This window comes from Paenirhizobium daejeonense, from assembly GCF_014280875.1.
Classification (GTDB): domain Bacteria; phylum Pseudomonadota; class Alphaproteobacteria; order Rhizobiales; family Rhizobiaceae; genus Allorhizobium; species Allorhizobium daejeonense.
This window is the reverse complement of sequence record NZ_JACLAL010000013.1, coordinates 40,476-57,664: the sequence shown is the minus strand read 5'-3', so window position 1 is coordinate 57,664 and position 17,189 is coordinate 40,476. Positions and strand designations below refer to the sequence as shown.

Sequence of the window (17,189 nt, the reverse complement as noted above, 5' to 3'; positions counted from 1 at the left end):
GCTCAGGTTTTTCACAATTCCCCGAGCAGATGGTCCTTCGCACGGTTTTTCTCCGCCTCATCCACATCAATGGTGCAGAGTAATTCTCCTCTTTCGTTGCGGAGCCGCACCAACCAGCCGCGGACGTCATCTTGCCCTGCTTGCAAATCAGCCAGGAGATCGATTGCAGAACGGATAGCTTCCTCCCGGGCAGCATCGAAACTTGGCAGCACGCATGGTGGAACCTGCTCAACGCCGTTGCCGTCACGATACTCGAATATATATGTCTGGCCTCTTCCGTCAGTCGCAGAAGCAATGGAAACCTCATCGAAGTTTCCATTGCTTCGAGCATCATATTCATTGTCGGCTGTACCAAGCGTTACCATCTGCACAAGAATGGTACGGGCTCGTCCGATTGCCGAAGAAGCATGGTCCACTACGTCGCCGCTTGCCAGATTGAACATGACACAATCGCCCTCGTCCGCACAAAACATCACCTGTGGGATCGACTTGCCTGACGGCAATGTTACTTGGCTAACGCTTGTTCTAAGACTCCGCACATTGTACTCCAATACGGGCTAAATGTGTGTTCATGCTCAGGAACTGGGCGTTACTCCGGTAAGCCAATTTTCCTTGAAACCCACCCGGTCGGCATCGCAGCCACCATCCATTCATCTCCTAACCGATAAGTGGTCAGGAAGTTCCGCGCACGTGATCCTACCCCGCCCCTAGGGTTCAAGGGGAACAAACGTCCGAACCGGGGTAAGTCAGTGTCGCCTTAATAAACAAAGTGGACTGCGGGGAGGATTTGCTCAGCGGACGCTGTAACGGATACTGAATGGACAACTGAACTCCTTGTTGCGCGTTATCGCACCTTCGAGTTCAAACCGGTTAAGGGCATCGACTTTCGCATCGGGCTTGGCGTTGCCTGGAGCAAGGAAGATCCGACGGCAGCACGAGACGACATCATGGATATCGCGAGAACCTTTGCGCGGGCGGGGGGGGTGAGGGGGCTCCGGCAAACTCGGCGCCGTTCAAGTCTGTGACCTGGAGCCGTATCCTTGCAGCCGTGCGTCATGCCGTCATCCTTCCACGTGTTAGATTTTAACCCGGCCATCCTCTGACAGAATGTGCCGGGTCGGTAGGGCGGCAGCCACGCCATCGATAACCGAGAAAGTGAGCGCGTTCCTCTCAGAGCTCCCCCGGTACCTCCGCAGGGCGAGTCATGCGGTAGATTTCTTCGAGGCTCATTATATTCGAGAGGTCGACGCTCATCGGTGCCTGATGTCCGAAGGCACCGCGTATCAGGCATGTTTGCGCGGCGGCTTCCGCGGCTTTTTTCAAGATCGTTTCAGGCTGCAGATCCTTCAGTAGGCCGACGAGGACGTTGGCTATGTAGGTATCGCCGGCGCCCAGCGTATCGAGGGCGTTGACGGGCTTGGCCGGCACTTCGAAGACACCGGTATCGCCGGCCAGAAGGGCGCCGTCGATGCCGCGGGTCACGAGGCTCCAGCGAGCGCCTGCCGTCCGGGCAAGCTGCGCCAATGCCAGCGCTTTCTCGCGCGAGATGTCGCCGGCAGAGAAGGCGATGAGGAAGCAGTGGGGCGCCACCTGGGTGATGCGTTTGGGTTCATGCACGGTGGCGAGATCGTAGGATATCTTCGTCTTCTCTGCGAAGCGCGGCAGCCAGGCGTCGACATGGCTCGACCGACCGGTGTGGATGGCGTCGAAATCCGCAAGCCGCGTAAGATCCGCCAACGACGGCGCGATAATCGACACGCCCAGATTGGCACCGACAAATACGCGGTCGCCGGCCTTCGTTTCGATCACGCAATAGGCGGTTTGCCCCGGTTCGATACGCAGTGAAGAGATGTCAACGCCTTCCTCGATCAGGGATTGACGGATCAGGCGTCCCGCATCGTCGTCGCAGATGGCTCCAGCATAAGCGGTTTCGGCGCCGGCGCGACGGGCAAAGACAGCGTGATTGACGCAGTTCCCGCCGGGAAACATCAGGTTCTGGTCGCGGTAGCAGTCAACGACATTGTCACCGAAAGCGAGGATTCTGGCGGGCTGCTGCAGCTGCTGCATCTGGTGGGCTCTCCTGAGAAGAAAACTGAGAACGTTCTCATTTATAAGGCCGCGTCCAAAAAAGCAAACGGTTTCCCGCATCCAAGGCTCCGGGAATGGGAACCGTTGATGGAATTCATAGGAAAATGTCGGTCTGGTCGTGAATGACGCCGTAGCGTCATGCTTGGGAAAACGAATTGAAAAGCCAATGAGAGTCTGGCCTGTCACGTTCGACATGAGGGCTTTTCGGGTCTGGCAGGATCAGAGCCGCGCGACGGAGCCGCGCTCGATGAGTTCTGCCGGCATCAGCACGGTGCGCGGTGGATAATCCTCGCCGCGAATGCGCTCCAACAACATTCGTGCAGCCGCCTCGCCCATCGCGAGGCGCGGTTGGGCAACGGTGGTGATGCCGGGCCGGTGAAAGCCCATCCAATCAAGGTCGTCGAAGCAGATGATCGAGAGGTCCTGCGGGATAGAAAGCTGTAGTTCGGCCAGCGCACGCATCGTGCCTTCGGACATGGTGCCGTCGGTGGTGAAGAGCGCGGTCGGCGCTTCCGGGGCCGCCATCAGTGCGGGTACGACGGTCTGTGCGGCCGTGGCGGAATAGCTTCCGGCGCGTAGTGTCAAGCGCGGGTCGATCGGCAGGCCCTCAATCCGATGCGCACGGATATAGCCGAGTAGGCGCTGCCAACTTGGATAGAGCGTTTCGCTCTCGATCGGATCGCCGGCGACAGCGCGGGCCAGAAAGGTGTCCAGGCTGCCGCTTTCTTCGTCGACGAGTTCCGCCACGATGCCGATTCGGCGGTGTCCGGCTGCGATCAGATGGCGCACCGCCTGTTCGGCTGCAGCAATGTTGTCGGTCGCTACGCGGTCGACCATCAGGCCGGCGACAGCGCGGTCGATCAGAACGAGCGGAACGCTCATAGCCCGCAGATTGTGCAAATGTCGTGCTTTGCGCGTATCGCTGGGGGTGACGATCAAGCCGTCAACCTGCTTCTGCGCCAGCAACTCGACCGAGTGGATCTCCTTGGGCTGGGATTCGTCGCTGTTGGTGATCAGCAGGCCGAAGCCGTTAGCTTCCGCGACATTGGAAATGCCGCGCAGGACCGAGGCGTAGAACGGACTCTGGATATCGCCGGCGACTACGCCGAGCGTTCGGGTCTTGCCGGTGATCAGACTGCGCGCCAGGGCATTCGGGCGATAGCCCAGGCTCTGGGCGGCCTTGAGGACCTGTTCCTTCTTGTCGTCGCTGGTATAGCCGTAGCCGCCCAGTACGCGGCCCGCCGTTGCCGTGGAAACGCCCGCCGCCCGTGCAACATCGGTAATCGTTGCCTTGCCCTTCGAAGCCACCTGGTAATCCCTCTCACATTCTTAAGCTGTCGAAATGAGAATTTTATCATGTACGGAGTGGAGTAAACGGCAGCTCTTTTTAGGTGTTAACAGATCGGCGGTGGTTTTCAACGGCTATGAACGCGCTTTCCAGCCAAGACGACGCTTGACGGGAGTGCCGTCTCCGTGTCTCATATGTGAGAACGTTCTCGTGACTTCAAGGGGAACCAGGGAACGCCATCACGAGCCTGACGGTTCGTTACAACAAGGAGGATGCTATGTTTAAATCCATTCTGGCCGGATGTGTGCTGAGCGCCGTGCTGGCTATGCCGGCGCTGGCCGATGTGATTCCCGCCCTGCACGATGCACTGCCGCAGGAATACAAGGACAATGGCATCAAGGCGGCGGTCTTCAACGACTGGGCGCCGGACGAGTATCAGGATGCCGATGGCCAGCTCAAGGGTTGGAGCGTCGATATCGCCAAGGAGATGGAAAAGCGCCTCGGCGTGACCTTCACCTTCGAGGGCACCAGCTTCGACGCCATCATTCCGGGGCTGCAGTCGAAACGTTTCGACGCCGGTTTCTCCTCGTTCGGCACGACGGCGGAGCGGCTGAAGATGCTCGACTTCGTTTCCCAGCGCCGGATCGGCACTTCTTTCGCCTATCCGAAAGACAGCGAACTCGACATCAAGTCGGCCACCGACGCCTGCGGTCTGACCGTCGCCGTGCTCAACGGTTCCTGGGATATCGGTCTGCTCGAAAAGCTGAACGCCAATGAGTGCAAGGACAACCCGGTCGTCATGCAGACGCACGGTACCCAGGCGCAGGCCGAGCTCGCCGTCCGCTCCAACCGGGCGCAGGCCACGGTGGGCGGATCGGTCAAGCTTGCCTATATGGCGGCTCAGACCGGTGACCTGAAGGTCTCCGAACTGGTTCTGTCGCCGGTCAACAGCTGCATCGGCGTGCGCAAGGGCGACCCGCTCGGCCAGGTGCTGACGGATACGATCCAGTCGATGATCGATGACGGTACCTATGAAAAGATCATGGCCAAGTGGGGCCTGAATGACAGCGGCATGCTGAGCAAGGCCCTGCTGATCACCGAAGAAAATCCGGCCGATCTCTGAGGCAATTGTTTCGCCATACGCAGACATGTCCGTCCCGACACGCTTCGGGACGGATCGGACAGCCTCCGGACAGCAAGGAATGACGATGTCTGAAAAACCACTTTCGCGCCCCTCGATCCATGATGTGAGGCCCATCGCGGTGCCGAAGATCGGTCATTGGATCGGGGGCATCGCCCTTGCCATCTTGGCCGTTGTCTTCCTTCAGGTCCTTGTCACCAACAAGAACATGCAATGGAGCGTCGTCGCGGACTATATGTTCAGCCCGGCTATCCTCTCCGGCCTCGGCATGACGCTGCTGCTGACGGTGCTCGCCATGGTGCTCGGGCTGGCGATCGGGATCGTACTCGCTATCATGCGTCTCTCGGCCAGCCGGGTCTTCCAGGCGGTCAGCTGGGGCTGGATCTGGTTCTTCCGCGGCGTGCCGCCGCTGGTGCAGATGGTGTTCTGGTACAATCTCGCGCTGCTCCTGCCGGAGATTTCGATCGGCGTTCCGTTCGACGGGCCGAAACTTCTTTCCTGGAACACCAATGAACTCATCACCCCCTTCAGCGCCGCCATCATGGGCCTGGCCTTCACCGAAAGCGCCTATGCCGCCGAGATGATCCGCGCCGGCATCCAGGCCGTCAACTCCGGCCAGACGGAGGCAGCCGCCACCCTCGGCATGACGCGCGGGCAGACACTTCGGCGCATCGTGCTGCCGCAGGCGCTGCGCATCATCATTCCGCCGATCGGCAACGACACCATCTCGATGCTGAAATTCACCTCGCTCGTCTCCGTGCTGGCGCTGCCCGACCTGCTCTATTCCGCGCAGATGGTCTATGCGCGCACCTATCAGACGGTGCCGCTGCTGCTGGTCGCGACCATCTGGTATCTCGGGCTCACTACCGTCCTGACCGTCATCGAGCACGCCGTCGAGCACCGACTGAAATCCGAACATCGCGCGGGTGCGAAGAAAGCGGCCCGGCTTTTCCCCTTCCGTCTCTTCGCGCGCCAGCAGGAGGCCCTGTGATGAACGCCCAGATGTCTGTTGAACCGCTGCTGAAGGTCGAGCGCCTGCGCAAGAGTTTTGGAGCCCATGAGGTGCTGAGCGGTATCGATGTCGCGGTTATGCGCGGCGACGTGACCTGCATCGTCGGTCCGTCCGGCTCCGGCAAGAGCACGCTCCTGCGCTGCCTCAACTACCTCGAAAAGCCCACGGGCGGCGCGATCTTCCTCAATGGCGAGCCCGTGGGCGTGCGCTGGAAGGGCGACAAGCTCTATGAAATGAGCTTCAACGAACTGTCCCGCCAGCGCCAGCGCATGGGCATGGTGTTTCAGGGCTTTCATCTTTTCCCGCACAAGACCGTGCTTGAAAATGTCATCGAGGCTCCGGTGCTGGTCAAGCGCGTGTCGCGGGCGGCGGCGGTCGCGGAGGCGATGTTGCTTCTGGAGCGCGTCGGCATGAAGGAACGCGCGAGCTATTATCCGGCCCAGCTATCCGGCGGCCAGCAGCAGCGCGCGGCAATCGCCCGTTCGTTGGCGATGAAGCCCGATGTGATGCTGTTCGACGAGCCGACCTCGGCGCTCGATCCGGAGCTTGTCGGCGAGGTTCTGGCCGTGATGCGCCAGCTTGCCGACGACGGCATGACCATGGTGGTCGTTACCCATGAAATGGGTTTCGCGCGCGACGTGGCGGACCACCTGATCTTCATGGATGGCGGACTGATCGTGGAACAGGGGCCGCCGGCCGACGTGCTGACGCGCCCTCAGCATGATCGTACGCGAGCGTTCCTCGCGCGGGTACTGGCTGACGCTTAGAGCGTCAGCCAAGCGTCTGCGACAGCGCGGATGCGGTGAAAAGGTCGAGATGAGCGCCGCCGTTGTTCTTGAATACGGTGATCTGATCGGCGCCGGTCCGGCCTTTTCTTTCCCCCCGGACGAGTTCGAAAAGATCAGCCTTCACGGCATCCCAGGTGATGGCGCCGGATGCGACGGCCTGGGAAAGATCGCCGCCGCCCTGCATGTTGTTGCGATTGTCGACGAAAATCGCGCCGCGCGTCAGGGCCGCGTCGTCGGCCTCCCGCAGTGTCGGCAAGTAGGCACCGACAAGATCGAGGTGGGTACCGGGTCGCAGCAGCGCGCCCTTGATGAGCGCCGTGTCTGACATCGTCACGCAGGAGACGATATCGGCGCGGGCTGTGGCGCCATCGACATCGCCTGTCACGGCGGCATCGATACCCTTTTCCCGCAGCTGGGCGGCGACGGCTTCGGCGCGGGCGACGGTTCGGTTCCAGATCATGACCCGACGTAGCGAGGGACGTGCCGCCAGATGCGCCTCGGCGAAATGCGGGGCGAGCGCTCCTGCTCCGACGATCAGCAGATCTTCCGCGTCCTCGCGGGAGAGGAGAGCGGCGCCGAGGGCGGAATCGGCGGCGGTCTTGCGGGCCGTCATGGCGGCGCCATCTGCGACCAGCAGCGGCCCGCCGGTCTTGCCGTCGAACAGCGCCACCAGTCCCTGGACCGCCGGCTGCGGCGGCTTAAGGCTGGCGTTGTGCGGGAAGACGCCGACCATCTTCACGACGATCGGGCCGCCGGGCGCCCAGCCGGGCAGGGTCACGAACTGGGCTTCGCCGCCCGTGGGGTCGGACTGAACCACGACGTCGGAGGCGGGCATTTCGCCGAGATGCGCCTTGCGCAACGCCTCGATCAGAAACGGCCAGGGAAGTGCCGCGTGTACGGCGGCGGCGTCGAAGACATGCATGTCGAACCTTTCAGGTCCTGATCGTGTAGGTGACCAGATGGCTTGGGGTGACGAGCTGCGACAGGGCGAGCGGGCGCCCCTCGGCATCGGTGACGATCTTTTCGATGCGGTAGACGGGCTGGGCGGCGCTGATGGACAGGATGGCCCGCTCATCGGGCGAGGCGAGGCCGACATCGATCTGCCGCTCCGCATGGGCCGGCTCGATGCCCGCCTTGTCGCGCAGGGCAGCAAAGAAGGACCCGCCGGCGGCGACCGGCGCGATCACCTCGGGAAAGCGCAAAGCATCGAACCAGAGCGCTTCGAGCGTCATCGGCCGGCCATTGTCCTCGAGCAACCGGTCGAAGCGGATCAGCGTATCGGCCTGCAAGCGGGCGCGGATGGCTGGGGCGTCGGGATTGTCGGCGCGCGCGAGGATGCGATGACCGGCCTTTCGGCCGAGCCCGTCCATGGTTTCGGAGAACCCGGACAACGAGACCAGCGTCTGGCGCACCTTGCCCGGCATGACAATGGTGCCGCGGCCCTGCTGCCTCTGCAGGCGGCCGTCGGTGCAAAGCTCACCGATGGCGCGCCGCAGGGTGATCCGGCTGACGCCGTAGCGCGCCATCAGTTCCGGTTCAGGGGGCAGAAAACTGCCCTCGGCGAACTGGCCGGTTTCTATGCCGGCCAGGATCGAGCGCCGGACCTGTTCATAGAGCGGCAAAAGGTTTGCTTGATCTTCCATCCGCTCTTCCAGGCTGTGTCAGTAGCTGATCTTCTTCATGTAGCGCCGTGCCTCAAGCATTTCGTGCTCGCGCAGGTCGGCGATCTTATAGGCGAAACGCCAGAGCGTGTCGAAGAAGATCAGAGGTACGACATTGCCCCGGAACTGCGGATCGATGCCGGAGAGATCGAGCTTTTCAGCGTCGAGCACCAGGATGTTCTCGGCCGAGCCAAATCGATGCAGGAATTCGTCGGCGCGCTGTTCGAGCGGCCGGGTGCTGTCGAGGCCCTTCAGGAGAATGAAGGCGCGGTCCTTGTCCAGCACCTCGAAGGGGCCGTGGAAGAACTCGTTGGCGTGGATCGCCTGGCTGTTGATCCACTGCATTTCCATCAGCACGCAGATGGCGAAGGAATAGGCCGCGCCGTAGCTCGCGCCGCTGGCGACCGTATAGATCACGTCTTCCTTGGCGAAGCGCGGCGCGTAGTCCTCGAACATCGGCGCGAAGAGGGCGTCCGCGCGATCGATCGCCGGCTGCAGGGCGGTGAGGCTGCTGATCAGCGTTTCGGTCAGATCCTCGCCGCCGGCCAGTGCCACGAGGCCCATGACGATCTGATAGATCCGCGAATAATTGCTGTCCCTCGCGTCGATCGGCACGCCGGTGGTGTAAGGCGCTTCGAAACCGACGACATGATCGACCGCCTTGGCAAGCGGGGAGACCGGCTCGACGGTCAGGCCTATCGTGGTGGCCCCCTTCGAACGGGCGAATTCTGCCGCTGCGGTGGTTTCCTTCGTCGTGCCGGTCATCGAGCAGAGGATGACCAGCGCGTTCTTGTCGAGCGAGCGCGGCGCGCGGGCGACGAACTCGGCGGCATTGTAGACATCCGAGGGCAGTGGCGCGTGCTGGTCGAGCAGGAACTTGGCCGGATGCATGATCGAAAGCGAGCCGCCGCAAGCGACGAAGAATACGTGATCTATCGATTTCGCATCAAGGGCGGAGAGTGCGGCGACGACGCCGTCATCAAAGGCGGAGGGGAGGGGCATGATCGGACCTTTCTGTATGACGTTATAATACGTATTATAATAGCCCTGAAGGCGTCAAGCGGCCTTGACACCCTCGGAACAATTTTGCGAACGTTCTCATATTGAGGTCGCAGCGGTGATGGGGGAGCGAGCGTGAGCGAGATTTACGACACCGTGGTTGTCGGCGGCGGCATCATCGCCGCCGCGGCCGGCCAGCATCTGGCGGCGGCGGGCTATCGCACGCTGCTGGTCGAGCGTGACGATTATGGCGCGGGCACGTCCAGCAAGACCTCGCGCCTGCAGCATTGCGGGCTCGGCTATCTTTCCGCCGCCAGCGGATCGCTTTCGGCTTTTCTCGCCCATCCGCGCGTTGCGATCGAGTGTTTCAGCCTCATGCGGCGCTCGATGCAGGGGCGGGCGGAGTTCGTGCGCCTGGCGCCCGAGCGGGTAAAGCCGGTCACCTTCATCATTCCGCTGACGCCGGAAAATGCCATTCCCCGCTGGAAGGCACGGTTGGCCTTTGGCCTCATGGCGGCGAGCGACGGCGGCCAGGTGCCGCTCGATCTGCGCATGCTGTCATCCGAAGAAGCGCGGGCGCACCCGGCGCTGCAGGGCATGGCGGGACTGCGGGACATTCGCGGAGCGATGAGCTTTACCGAATACCAGTATCACTGGCCCGAGCGCATCGTCGTCGATACGGTGATGAAGGCGCGGGCTATCGGCATGGAGGCGCTGAACCATACGGCTGTGTCGGGCCTGAAGCGAGAGGACGATGTCTGGCGGGTCACGCTCACGGAGGCTCAGGGCTCGAGGGAGGTTCTCGCCCGTGCGGTCGTCAACTGCGCGGGGGTCTGGGTGGATGAGATCACCGCCATGGCCGGAGCTCCACATATTCGCAAGAACATCGGCGAAAAGGGTACGAATATTGTCGTGCGCTTACCGGAAACCCTGCGCGGCATCGGTTTCGAAACCGTAACCGCAGCCGGTGCGCCGTTCTACCTGATCCCCTGGGGCGAGCTTCATTATGTCGGGCCGTGGGACTCCGCGTCGGACGGCCGACCGGAAGGGTTCCGCCCGACGGAGACGGAAATATTGGCCATTCTTGATCAGCTTGGCCGCCTGTTTCCGGGCTTCGGCCTGAAGCGCGAGGACGTTCTTTACGCCTGGGCGGGCGTGCGTCCGCGAAGCCTCGGCCAAGACGGCGAGAGTTCCGCGCCCGCCGTCCGCGAGCATGATCTGACAGATGAAGGTTTGCCGAATGTCTTTACCTTCACCGGCGGGCTGCTGATGACCCACCGCGACGCCGGAAGGCGGTTGACGCGCGCCGTCGCCCGCCGGCTGAAGCCTTCCGATCCGCCTGGACCGCTCGATGTGCCATTGCCGCCGCTGCCGAACATGGACGAGGTCACGGAAGCCTCTGTCGCCCACGCCATCGTCAACGAGCAGGCCCACACCCTGTCCGACATCCTGCGCCGCCGTCTTTCGGTTGGCTGGGGGCCGGATCTCGGCCGGTGCCATGCGGAGACGACCGCGAGGCTGGCCGCCTCGCATCTCGGCTGGACGCAGGAGGACATGGCGGCGCAGGTCACCGCTTTCCTCGATGAGACCTCCACGGAATTCAGTTTTCAGGGGAATTAGTCCGCAACAATGGGCTACACCCCCTGCAAGTTTATGAGAGAACGCTCTCATAAAAAGCGGGAAATTGCTGCATCGACAGCCTGGAAGGAGCGCAGGGTCATGGCACTTGACGAACGAAATATCAGCGTGATGAATTTCCACTATGTGCGGCATACGCTGGACCGGTTTCTGGGCGATGTGCGCGATGCCGGCGTTACACGTATCGAATTGTGGGCCGCCGCGCCGCATTTCTATATCGGCGACAAGACGCTGGCCGACGCGCAGGCGCTGGGGCGCAAGGTCCGCGGAATGGGGCTTGAGATCGTCGCCTTCACCCCGGAACAATGCATCTATCCTATCAATATATCGGCCAAAGAGCCGGAGCTGCGTGACCGGTCGTTGCGTTACTTCCTGGAATCGATGGAATTTGCGGTCGAATGCGGCGCCCCCGCGCTTCTTGTGACCGCCGGCGGCGGCTACCGCGACGAGCCGACGGAAGAGGCGCTGGAGCGTTGCGTCGATTCCATGGGCGTTCTTTGTGATCGCGCGCAGAAGCTCGGCGTCGATCTGTGGATGGAATCGCTACCGGACTCCTTCGCCAACATTATCCGCTCGGCCAAGGAAATGCGTGAGTTGATGGACAAGCTGAGCAGCCCGGCATTGCATGCCGTCTACGACGTCGCCGGCGCGGTCATGACCCATGAGACGCCGCAGGATTATTTCATCCATCTGGCCGGTCGAGTCGCGCATGTGCATTTCACCGATTCCGATGCGGGCGGCAGCCATCTGGCTTGGGGCGAGGGTATCGTCGACCTCGACCAGCTGGTCGCCTATCTGCGCGGTCAAAATTACGAGGGCTCGCTGACGGTCGAGCTGACCAACTGGAAGTACAATGTCGATCCAACACCGCCGCTGACGCAGTGCGTGACGGCCATGCGCAAGGCCCTGGGCCCGGCATAAACATCGAGGTCGACACCGGGAGCGGACATCGTCCGCCGCGTCCGCAGCAACGCCGGCCATGGCGGCGAATGCCTCGTCGCTCCGCCGGGCGACCCGCCGTGGCAACCGGCCCGGTCGTTTCCGCTGCTGCAAGGGCCTATGCGAACCGACAACCCGAAGCTAAAAGAAGCAGCAGGAGGGGCTGCTTTACATGATCGAAGGGTGACATGGTTCGCAAACCGGCAACTTTGAAGGATGTGGCGGCGCTTGCGAACGTATCGCGAGCGACGGCTGCCCGTGCCCTGAACAGTTACGGCTATGTCGGCGATGAAACAGCGCAGAAGGTTCAGGCGGCGGCTGAAAAGCTTGGCTATCGCGGCAATCGCCTGGCGCAGGCCCTTCGCAATGGCCAGTTGCCGATTGTCGGCTGTATTCTCGGCGATATCCAGAACCCGTTCTTCGCGCGCATCGCGCACGATATCGAAGTCCTTGCCCGCGAGTGCGGGCACAATCTTGTCATCGGCAGCAGCGAGGAGGAACTCGACCAGGAGATTTCGCTGCTGTCGAGCCTGCGCTCGCTCTCCATACGAGGCTTCATCGTCGCGCCGACCTCCGCCACCAGCAATGCCCATCTTCAAAGCCTGATTTCGGAGAACGTGCCGCTGGTCCTGATCGACCGTGTCGCCGAGAATGTCGATTGCGACAGCGTCGTGGTCGACAACGAGGGTGGCGCGCGCAAGGCGGTGGAATATCTCATCGCGATGGGCCACCGCCGTATCGGCCTGCTGCAGGACGACACGCGCATCTTCACCTCGCGCGAGCGCATGACCGGTTACCGGACGGCGCTTGCCGGCGCCGGGATTGCGTCCGACGACCGGATGATCGCGGTTTCGCAATCCACGGTAGAACACGCGGTCGATGCGACGATACGGCTTTTCAGCCAGAAGACACCGCCGACGGCGCTCTTCACGGTTGACAGCCTGATGACGCAGGGCGCTCTTCTTGCCTTCCGTTCGATGGGAATTTCCATTCCTCACGATGTCTCGCTGATCGGTTTCGATGACTTCAATCTGGCGACATTCACCGATCCGCAGATCACCGTCGTCTCGCAGCCGGTCTCGGAAATCGGGCGGGCGGCGGCGCGGCTTTTGTTCGACCGGCTCTCCGGAAAAGACCATCCTCCGGAAAAAATTCGCTTTGAAACCAAGCTGATAGTGCGCGGTTCCGTCAGCCGGAGCGTGGCCGGCTAAACGGCAAGAACAGTCCCCCATATTTTTATTTTTCCCCACTTGCCAGCACGGAAATCTTGTGCGCTAAATATGTGTGAGATCGATCTCACATTGTTTCAACGATCATTTGCGTGACGTCGCTGGCGAACAGCGAAGCGATCGGAAACGCGAAACGGGAAGGTTCTAATGCTCAACTTCGATAAGGATCGCTTTGTAAAGATCCAAAGCGGCGCGGTTGCAATCGCCGATGACGTGCGTGTGCTGATGCGCGATCTGCTGAATGGCGGTCTGGAACGCATCTTCTTCATGGGAACCGGCGGCGTGCAGTTTCTCACCCAGCCCGCCATCGAGCTTGCGCGCCAGTCGACGCTTTTCCCGGTTTCGGCGGCCTACTCGGCGCAGGCCGTTATCGAGCCGCCGGCGGGCCTCGACGAGAAGGCGTTGGTGGTTCTGCCCTCGCTTTCGGGCACCACCAAGGAGAGCGTGCAGCTTCTCGCTTTCCTCAAGGAACGCGGCGTGAAGACGCTGTCGCTTACCGGCCACAAGGACACGCCGCTCGGACGCGACGCCGACTACAATTTCACCAACTTCGCCGAGGACGACACCTCCTCGGAATCCTTCTACCTCCAGACCTTGCTTATCGTGCTCGCCCTTCTGGCGGAGCGCGGCGAGTATGCCGATTTCGACGCCACCGTGGCCGAGCTGAAGCTGCTGCCGGAATTGCTGGTTTCGGTCAAGGAAGGCTACGAGGCCGACGCCGCCGCCCTTGCCAAGGAAATCAAGGACGAGACCTATCACATCTTCACCGGCGCCGGCTCCTCCTGGCCGGAAGCGCATTACTATGGCATGTGCATTCTGGAGGAAATGCAGTGGATCCGCACCCGCCCGGTGCAGGCCTCCGACTTCTTCCATGGCACGCTGGAACTGGTGGAGCCGGGCGTCAGCCTGTTCATCTTCAAGGGCGAGGATGCCTTCCGTCCGCTGACGGACCGGGTGGAGAACTTCGCCAAGCGCTACACCGACAAGGTACGCATTCTCGACGCGGCCTCCGCCAGCCTTCCGGGCGTGTCGGCCAAGACGCGCGGGATCATCTCGCCGGTCATCCTGGCCACCATGCTGGAGCGCCTGAGCGCGCATCTGGAGGTGCTGCGCGACCATCCGCTGACCACGCGCCGTTACTACAAGCGCGTTGAATACTGAGGTTTCCGGTCCGGCGGCAACCTCGGACCGACTCCCCCGCCGTGCATGCCTGACGAACGAAAACAAAGAGAGGAACTGCGAAATGAAAGCCAATACGTTCTTTAGCACGACCAGCCTCGCTGCGATCGCCGCCGCTGCCTTCGTCATCGGCAGCGTCAGCGCCGCGTCCGCCGCCGATCCGGTCGTTGCGGATCCCGATGCGCTGGTCGACTATTCCGGCACGGTCAGCGTGCTGACCAAATTCGGCCTGCAACAGCTTTCTCCCTTCTTCGTCGATGTGGCCAAGGAGTATGAAAAGCTTCATCCCGGCGTGAAGGTCGAGCTCATCCAGGAGAGCGACGACAGCGTGAAGGGCAAGACCAAGGCACTCGTCGCCTCCAATTCGCTGCCGGACGTCTACTTCACCTGGACGGGCAGCTGGGGCGAGAACTTCGTGCGCGGCAACCGCGCGGTCGATCTGACCCAGGTCATCGGCCCCGATACCGAATGGGGCAAGACGCTAGCCACCGCCGCCGTCTCCGCCTTCCAGTACAACGGCAAGCTCTACGGCATTCCCCTTTATCTCGACGCCAAGTTCATGGGCTACAACAAGAGCCTGTTCGAAAAGGCCGGCGTTGCCGTACCCGAGACCTTCGAAGACTTGCTGGGCGCCTGCGCTGCGCTGAAGAAATCAGGCGTGACGCCGATCTCCTTCGGCAACAAGGAAGGCTGGCCGGGCGTGCATTACGCCGGGCAGCTGCTGGCCTATAACGTGCCGCACGCGACGCTCGAAAAGGATTTCGTCCCGGCCACCGCCGAATTCGCCGACCCCGGCTATGTGGTCAGCCTGACCCAGTTCAAGCAGCTCATCGACGAATGCTCCGATGGTTCGGGCACCAATGGCTCCTCCTATGCCTCGGCCTTGCAACAGTTCAGCAACGGCAAGTCCGCCATGTACTATCAGGAGATCATCGAGTTCGATCAGGCGACCGCCGAAGGTGCGCTGAAGCGCGAGGATTTCGGCTTCTTCCAGCTGCCAGTGCCGAAGGACGCCAAGGGCGACCCCAAGGCCGTGGAAGGCGCGCCGGAAGGCTACATGATCAGTTCGGCCTCCAAGAATATCCCGCTCGCAATCGACTTCATGCGCTTCGTCACCTCGGCGGAAAACGGCAGGGATCTCTCCGCACCGCCCTACGGCCAGCCGAGCGCGACGGTCGGCGGCTATTCCGCAGATGCCATGAACCCGGCCGTGGTCGATGGCCTCAAGGTGATCGCCGACGCATCCTATCTGATGCCCTGGCTCGATACCGCCAACCCGCCGCGCGTGGCTTCGGCCTGGCTCTCCGGACTCCAGGCGCTGATCGGCGGCTCGATGACACCGGAAGAGGTCATGGAGCGGGTCAAGGAAGCGGCGGATTCGTCCAAGTAGGATCGGCCCGAGATGACTGTCATCAAGCATGAGCAAAAGGGTGAGGCCGTTAAAATCGGCTTCACCGGGCCGGACCGGGCTGAAAGCGACCGGTTCGGCCCGCTGGCCGGGATCCTGTCGTTTCGCTGGGTCCTGGTCGCCTTCGTCCTGATCCTCTGGTTCGTCTATTACCCCATCATCGACAACTTCGTCGTCAGCACGAAGAACCAGGATATCTTCACCGGCGAGACCGCCTTTGTCGGACTGGAGAACTACCGCCGTCTGCAAGGCGATCCGGTCGTGCGGACCTCGCTCATCAACAACACGCTCTATGCCGTCATCTCCATCATCTTTCAGGTCTTCGGCGCCTTCGTGCTGGCGGCGCTGATCGAGGGTCTTGCTCAGGAAAAATGGCGTCGCTTCTGGCGGGCCGTCTATTTCATACCCTCGGCCATCTCCATCACCGTGTCGGGCCTGCTCTTCTATTTCATCTACCAGCCCCGTATCGGCCTTCTGGATTCCGCACTGAAGCTGATCGGCCTCGCGGACTGGTCCCGGGCCTGGCTCGGCGAGGAGGGGACCGCGATCTATGCCATTATCGCCATGAGCCAGTGGCAGGGTTTCGGCTATTCCACTCTGCTCTTCGCCATCGCGATCCAGAAGATCCCGCGCGAACTTTATGACGCGGCGATCATGGACGGGGCGGGGACGTGGCGGCGGCTGTGGAACATCACCTTCCCGCTGACCCGTGAAATGACCGGCCTCATGGTGATCGTCACCATTACCGGTGCCTTCCAGGTGTTCAACGAAGTCATGGTGATGACCGGCGGCGGGCCGAACAACAGCAGCCAGGTGCTCGGCACATGGCTCTACCAGCAGGGTTTCATCGAAAACGACTTCGGCTACGGCGCCGCCATCGCGTCGGTCATCTTCATCATCACGCTGGTCACCGGCTTCGCGCAGCTCTGGTACACGAAAAGACGGAGGGTCGAGCTGTGAACCTCACCCATGACACGCGGGAGAGCGAGCGCACCGACTTCGTCGCGGTGCTGGCGAAGGTCTGCCTCGTCGTATTCCTCATCAGCCTCGGTATCGTCGTGCTCTATCCGCTGTTCTGGATGGCGCTGAACGGCTTCAAGACCAATGCCGAAATCTTCGGCAATCCGTTCGCGTTGCCGGGCGGCTTCGGCATCGCCAACTACATCTCGGCCTGGAACCAGGGCATCCGCAACTATATCGCGACGAGCATCATCGTCACGCTCGGATCGGCCTTTTGCACGGTGCTCATCAGCGCCTGGACAGCCTATGGCCTCACCCGCTCGAAACTGCCGGGCAAGTCGTTCTTCGTCGGCATCGTTCTCGGCGGCCTGATGCTCAGCCCGACGGTCGCCGTCATCCCGCTGGTGCGCATGATGCAGGATCTCGGCCTCTACAATACCTACTGGGCGCTGATCATCCTCTACACCGCCTTCCGCATTCCCTTCACGACCTTCCTCATCCGCGCCTACATGCTGGGCCTGCCGCGCGATCTCGACGAGGCCGCCATCATGGACGGCGCCAGCGAAGGGCAGATCTTCTGGAAGGTGACGCTGCCGCTGTGCAAGCCGATCCTGGTGTCGTGCGTCATCCTGCATGTGCTCTTCGGCTGGAACGAATATCTCTTCGCGATGATCTTCACCAGCGGCGCGGATCTGCAGACGCTGCCGGTCGGGCTCACCTCCATCATGGCTAAGCATGGCACCAATTATGCCGTCGTCTTCGCCGCCATGACGCTGTCGGCGCTTCCCATCGTCATCACCTTTTTCGCGGCCCAGCGCTTCTTCATTCGCGGGCTTGCCGAAGGCATCGGAAAGTAGGA

The 17,189-nt window shown here is 61.9% G+C and carries 16 protein-coding genes and 1 pseudogene; 11 read left to right on the top strand and 6 right to left on the bottom strand.

Going from position 1 to position 17,189, the window contains the following annotated elements; genetic code table 11:
* Positions 1 to 11: 11 nt before the first annotated feature.
* The gene (locus H4I99_RS22980) at positions 12 to 443 is read right to left on the bottom strand and encodes a DUF6894 family protein (protein WP_163897439.1); all 432 of its coding nucleotides are present in this window, start codon (positions 441 to 443) and stop codon (positions 12 to 14) included.
* A gap of 372 nt (positions 444 to 815) precedes the next feature.
* Here H4I99_RS22980 and H4I99_RS24845 point away from each other — a divergent pair.
* A pseudogene (locus tag H4I99_RS24845) lies at positions 816 to 1,025 on the top strand (hypothetical protein); the annotation flags it as partial.
* Between the two features lie 145 nt (positions 1,026 to 1,170).
* Here H4I99_RS24845 and H4I99_RS22975 read toward each other — a convergent pair.
* Both H4I99_RS22975 and H4I99_RS22970 read right to left on the bottom strand, forming a co-directional pair.
* The gene (locus tag H4I99_RS22975) at positions 1,171 to 2,058 is read right to left on the bottom strand and encodes a PfkB family carbohydrate kinase (RefSeq protein WP_163897524.1); all 888 of its coding nucleotides are present in this window, start codon (positions 2,056 to 2,058) and stop codon (positions 1,171 to 1,173) included.
* A gap of 249 nt (positions 2,059 to 2,307) precedes the next feature.
* Positions 2,308 to 3,396 (bottom strand): LacI family DNA-binding transcriptional regulator, encoded by a 1,089-nt coding sequence (locus H4I99_RS22970; protein WP_163897440.1) that lies wholly within the window; start codon positions 3,394 to 3,396, stop codon positions 2,308 to 2,310.
* A 257-nt stretch (positions 3,397 to 3,653) separates the two neighbouring features.
* On the opposite strand from H4I99_RS22970, the gene H4I99_RS22965 reads away from it, so the two are divergent.
* The 3 genes from H4I99_RS22965 to H4I99_RS22955 all read left to right on the top strand — a co-directional run bounded on the left by H4I99_RS22965 (position 3,654) and on the right by H4I99_RS22955 (position 6,296).
* Positions 3,654 to 4,499: an ABC transporter substrate-binding protein gene (locus H4I99_RS22965; RefSeq protein ID WP_163897441.1), complete on the top strand. Its 846-nt coding sequence runs from the start codon at positions 3,654 to 3,656 to the stop codon at positions 4,497 to 4,499.
* 85 nt (positions 4,500 to 4,584) lie between these two features.
* Positions 4,585 to 5,508, top strand: coding sequence for an amino acid ABC transporter permease (locus H4I99_RS22960; RefSeq protein WP_163897442.1), 924 nt, complete (start codon positions 4,585 to 4,587; stop codon positions 5,506 to 5,508).
* Positions 5,508 to 6,296: an amino acid ABC transporter ATP-binding protein gene (locus H4I99_RS22955; RefSeq protein ID WP_163897443.1), complete on the top strand. Its 789-nt coding sequence runs from the start codon at positions 5,508 to 5,510 to the stop codon at positions 6,294 to 6,296. Before H4I99_RS22960 ends, H4I99_RS22955 begins: the two co-directional genes overlap by 1 nt.
* 4 nt (positions 6,297 to 6,300) lie before the next feature.
* Here H4I99_RS22955 and H4I99_RS22950 read toward each other — a convergent pair whose 3' ends face one another.
* The 3 genes from H4I99_RS22950 to H4I99_RS22940 are packed head-to-tail and all read right to left on the bottom strand — an operon-like array spanning position 6,301 to position 8,980.
* The gene (locus tag H4I99_RS22950; RefSeq protein ID WP_163897444.1) at positions 6,301 to 7,239 is read right to left on the bottom strand and encodes an ornithine cyclodeaminase; all 939 of its coding nucleotides are present in this window, start codon (positions 7,237 to 7,239) and stop codon (positions 6,301 to 6,303) included.
* A gap of 10 nt (positions 7,240 to 7,249) precedes the next feature.
* The gene (locus H4I99_RS22945) at positions 7,250 to 7,960 is read right to left on the bottom strand and encodes a GntR family transcriptional regulator (RefSeq protein ID WP_163897445.1); all 711 of its coding nucleotides are present in this window, start codon (positions 7,958 to 7,960) and stop codon (positions 7,250 to 7,252) included.
* Between the two features lie 18 nt (positions 7,961 to 7,978).
* Positions 7,979 to 8,980 (bottom strand): SIS domain-containing protein, encoded by a 1,002-nt coding sequence (locus H4I99_RS22940; RefSeq protein ID WP_163897446.1) that lies wholly within the window; start codon positions 8,978 to 8,980, stop codon positions 7,979 to 7,981.
* A 132-nt stretch (positions 8,981 to 9,112) separates the two neighbouring features.
* Between H4I99_RS22940 and H4I99_RS22935 the strand changes: the two genes are divergently transcribed.
* From H4I99_RS22935 to H4I99_RS22905, 7 genes are all read left to right on the top strand, one after another.
* Positions 9,113 to 10,597, top strand: coding sequence for an FAD-dependent oxidoreductase (locus H4I99_RS22935; protein ID WP_163897449.1), 1,485 nt, complete (start codon positions 9,113 to 9,115; stop codon positions 10,595 to 10,597).
* A 9-nt stretch (positions 10,598 to 10,606) separates the two neighbouring features.
* Positions 10,607 to 11,536: a sugar phosphate isomerase/epimerase family protein gene (locus H4I99_RS22930; protein WP_244625259.1), complete on the top strand. Its 930-nt coding sequence runs from the start codon at positions 10,607 to 10,609 to the stop codon at positions 11,534 to 11,536.
* Between the two features lie 206 nt (positions 11,537 to 11,742).
* Complete coding sequence (locus tag H4I99_RS22925) at positions 11,743 to 12,765, top strand: LacI family DNA-binding transcriptional regulator (protein WP_163897451.1); 1,023 nt, start codon at positions 11,743 to 11,745, stop codon at positions 12,763 to 12,765.
* 165 nt (positions 12,766 to 12,930) lie between these two features.
* Positions 12,931 to 13,944: an SIS domain-containing protein gene (locus H4I99_RS22920; protein ID WP_163897453.1), complete on the top strand. Its 1,014-nt coding sequence runs from the start codon at positions 12,931 to 12,933 to the stop codon at positions 13,942 to 13,944.
* 82 nt (positions 13,945 to 14,026) lie between these two features.
* Positions 14,027 to 15,352 carry an ABC transporter substrate-binding protein gene (locus H4I99_RS22915; RefSeq protein ID WP_163897455.1) on the top strand — a complete coding sequence of 442 codons (1,326 nt, stop codon included), beginning with the start codon at positions 14,027 to 14,029 and terminating at the stop codon, positions 15,350 to 15,352.
* A gap of 12 nt (positions 15,353 to 15,364) precedes the next feature.
* Positions 15,365 to 16,330, top strand: a complete 966-nt coding sequence (locus tag H4I99_RS22910) for a carbohydrate ABC transporter permease (RefSeq protein ID WP_163897457.1) — start codon at positions 15,365 to 15,367, stop codon at positions 16,328 to 16,330.
* Positions 16,327 to 17,187 carry a carbohydrate ABC transporter permease gene (locus H4I99_RS22905; RefSeq protein WP_163897459.1) on the top strand — a complete coding sequence of 287 codons (861 nt, stop codon included), beginning with the start codon at positions 16,327 to 16,329 and terminating at the stop codon, positions 17,185 to 17,187. Before H4I99_RS22910 ends, H4I99_RS22905 begins: the two co-directional genes overlap by 4 nt.
* Positions 17,188 to 17,189: the final 2 nt, after the last annotated feature.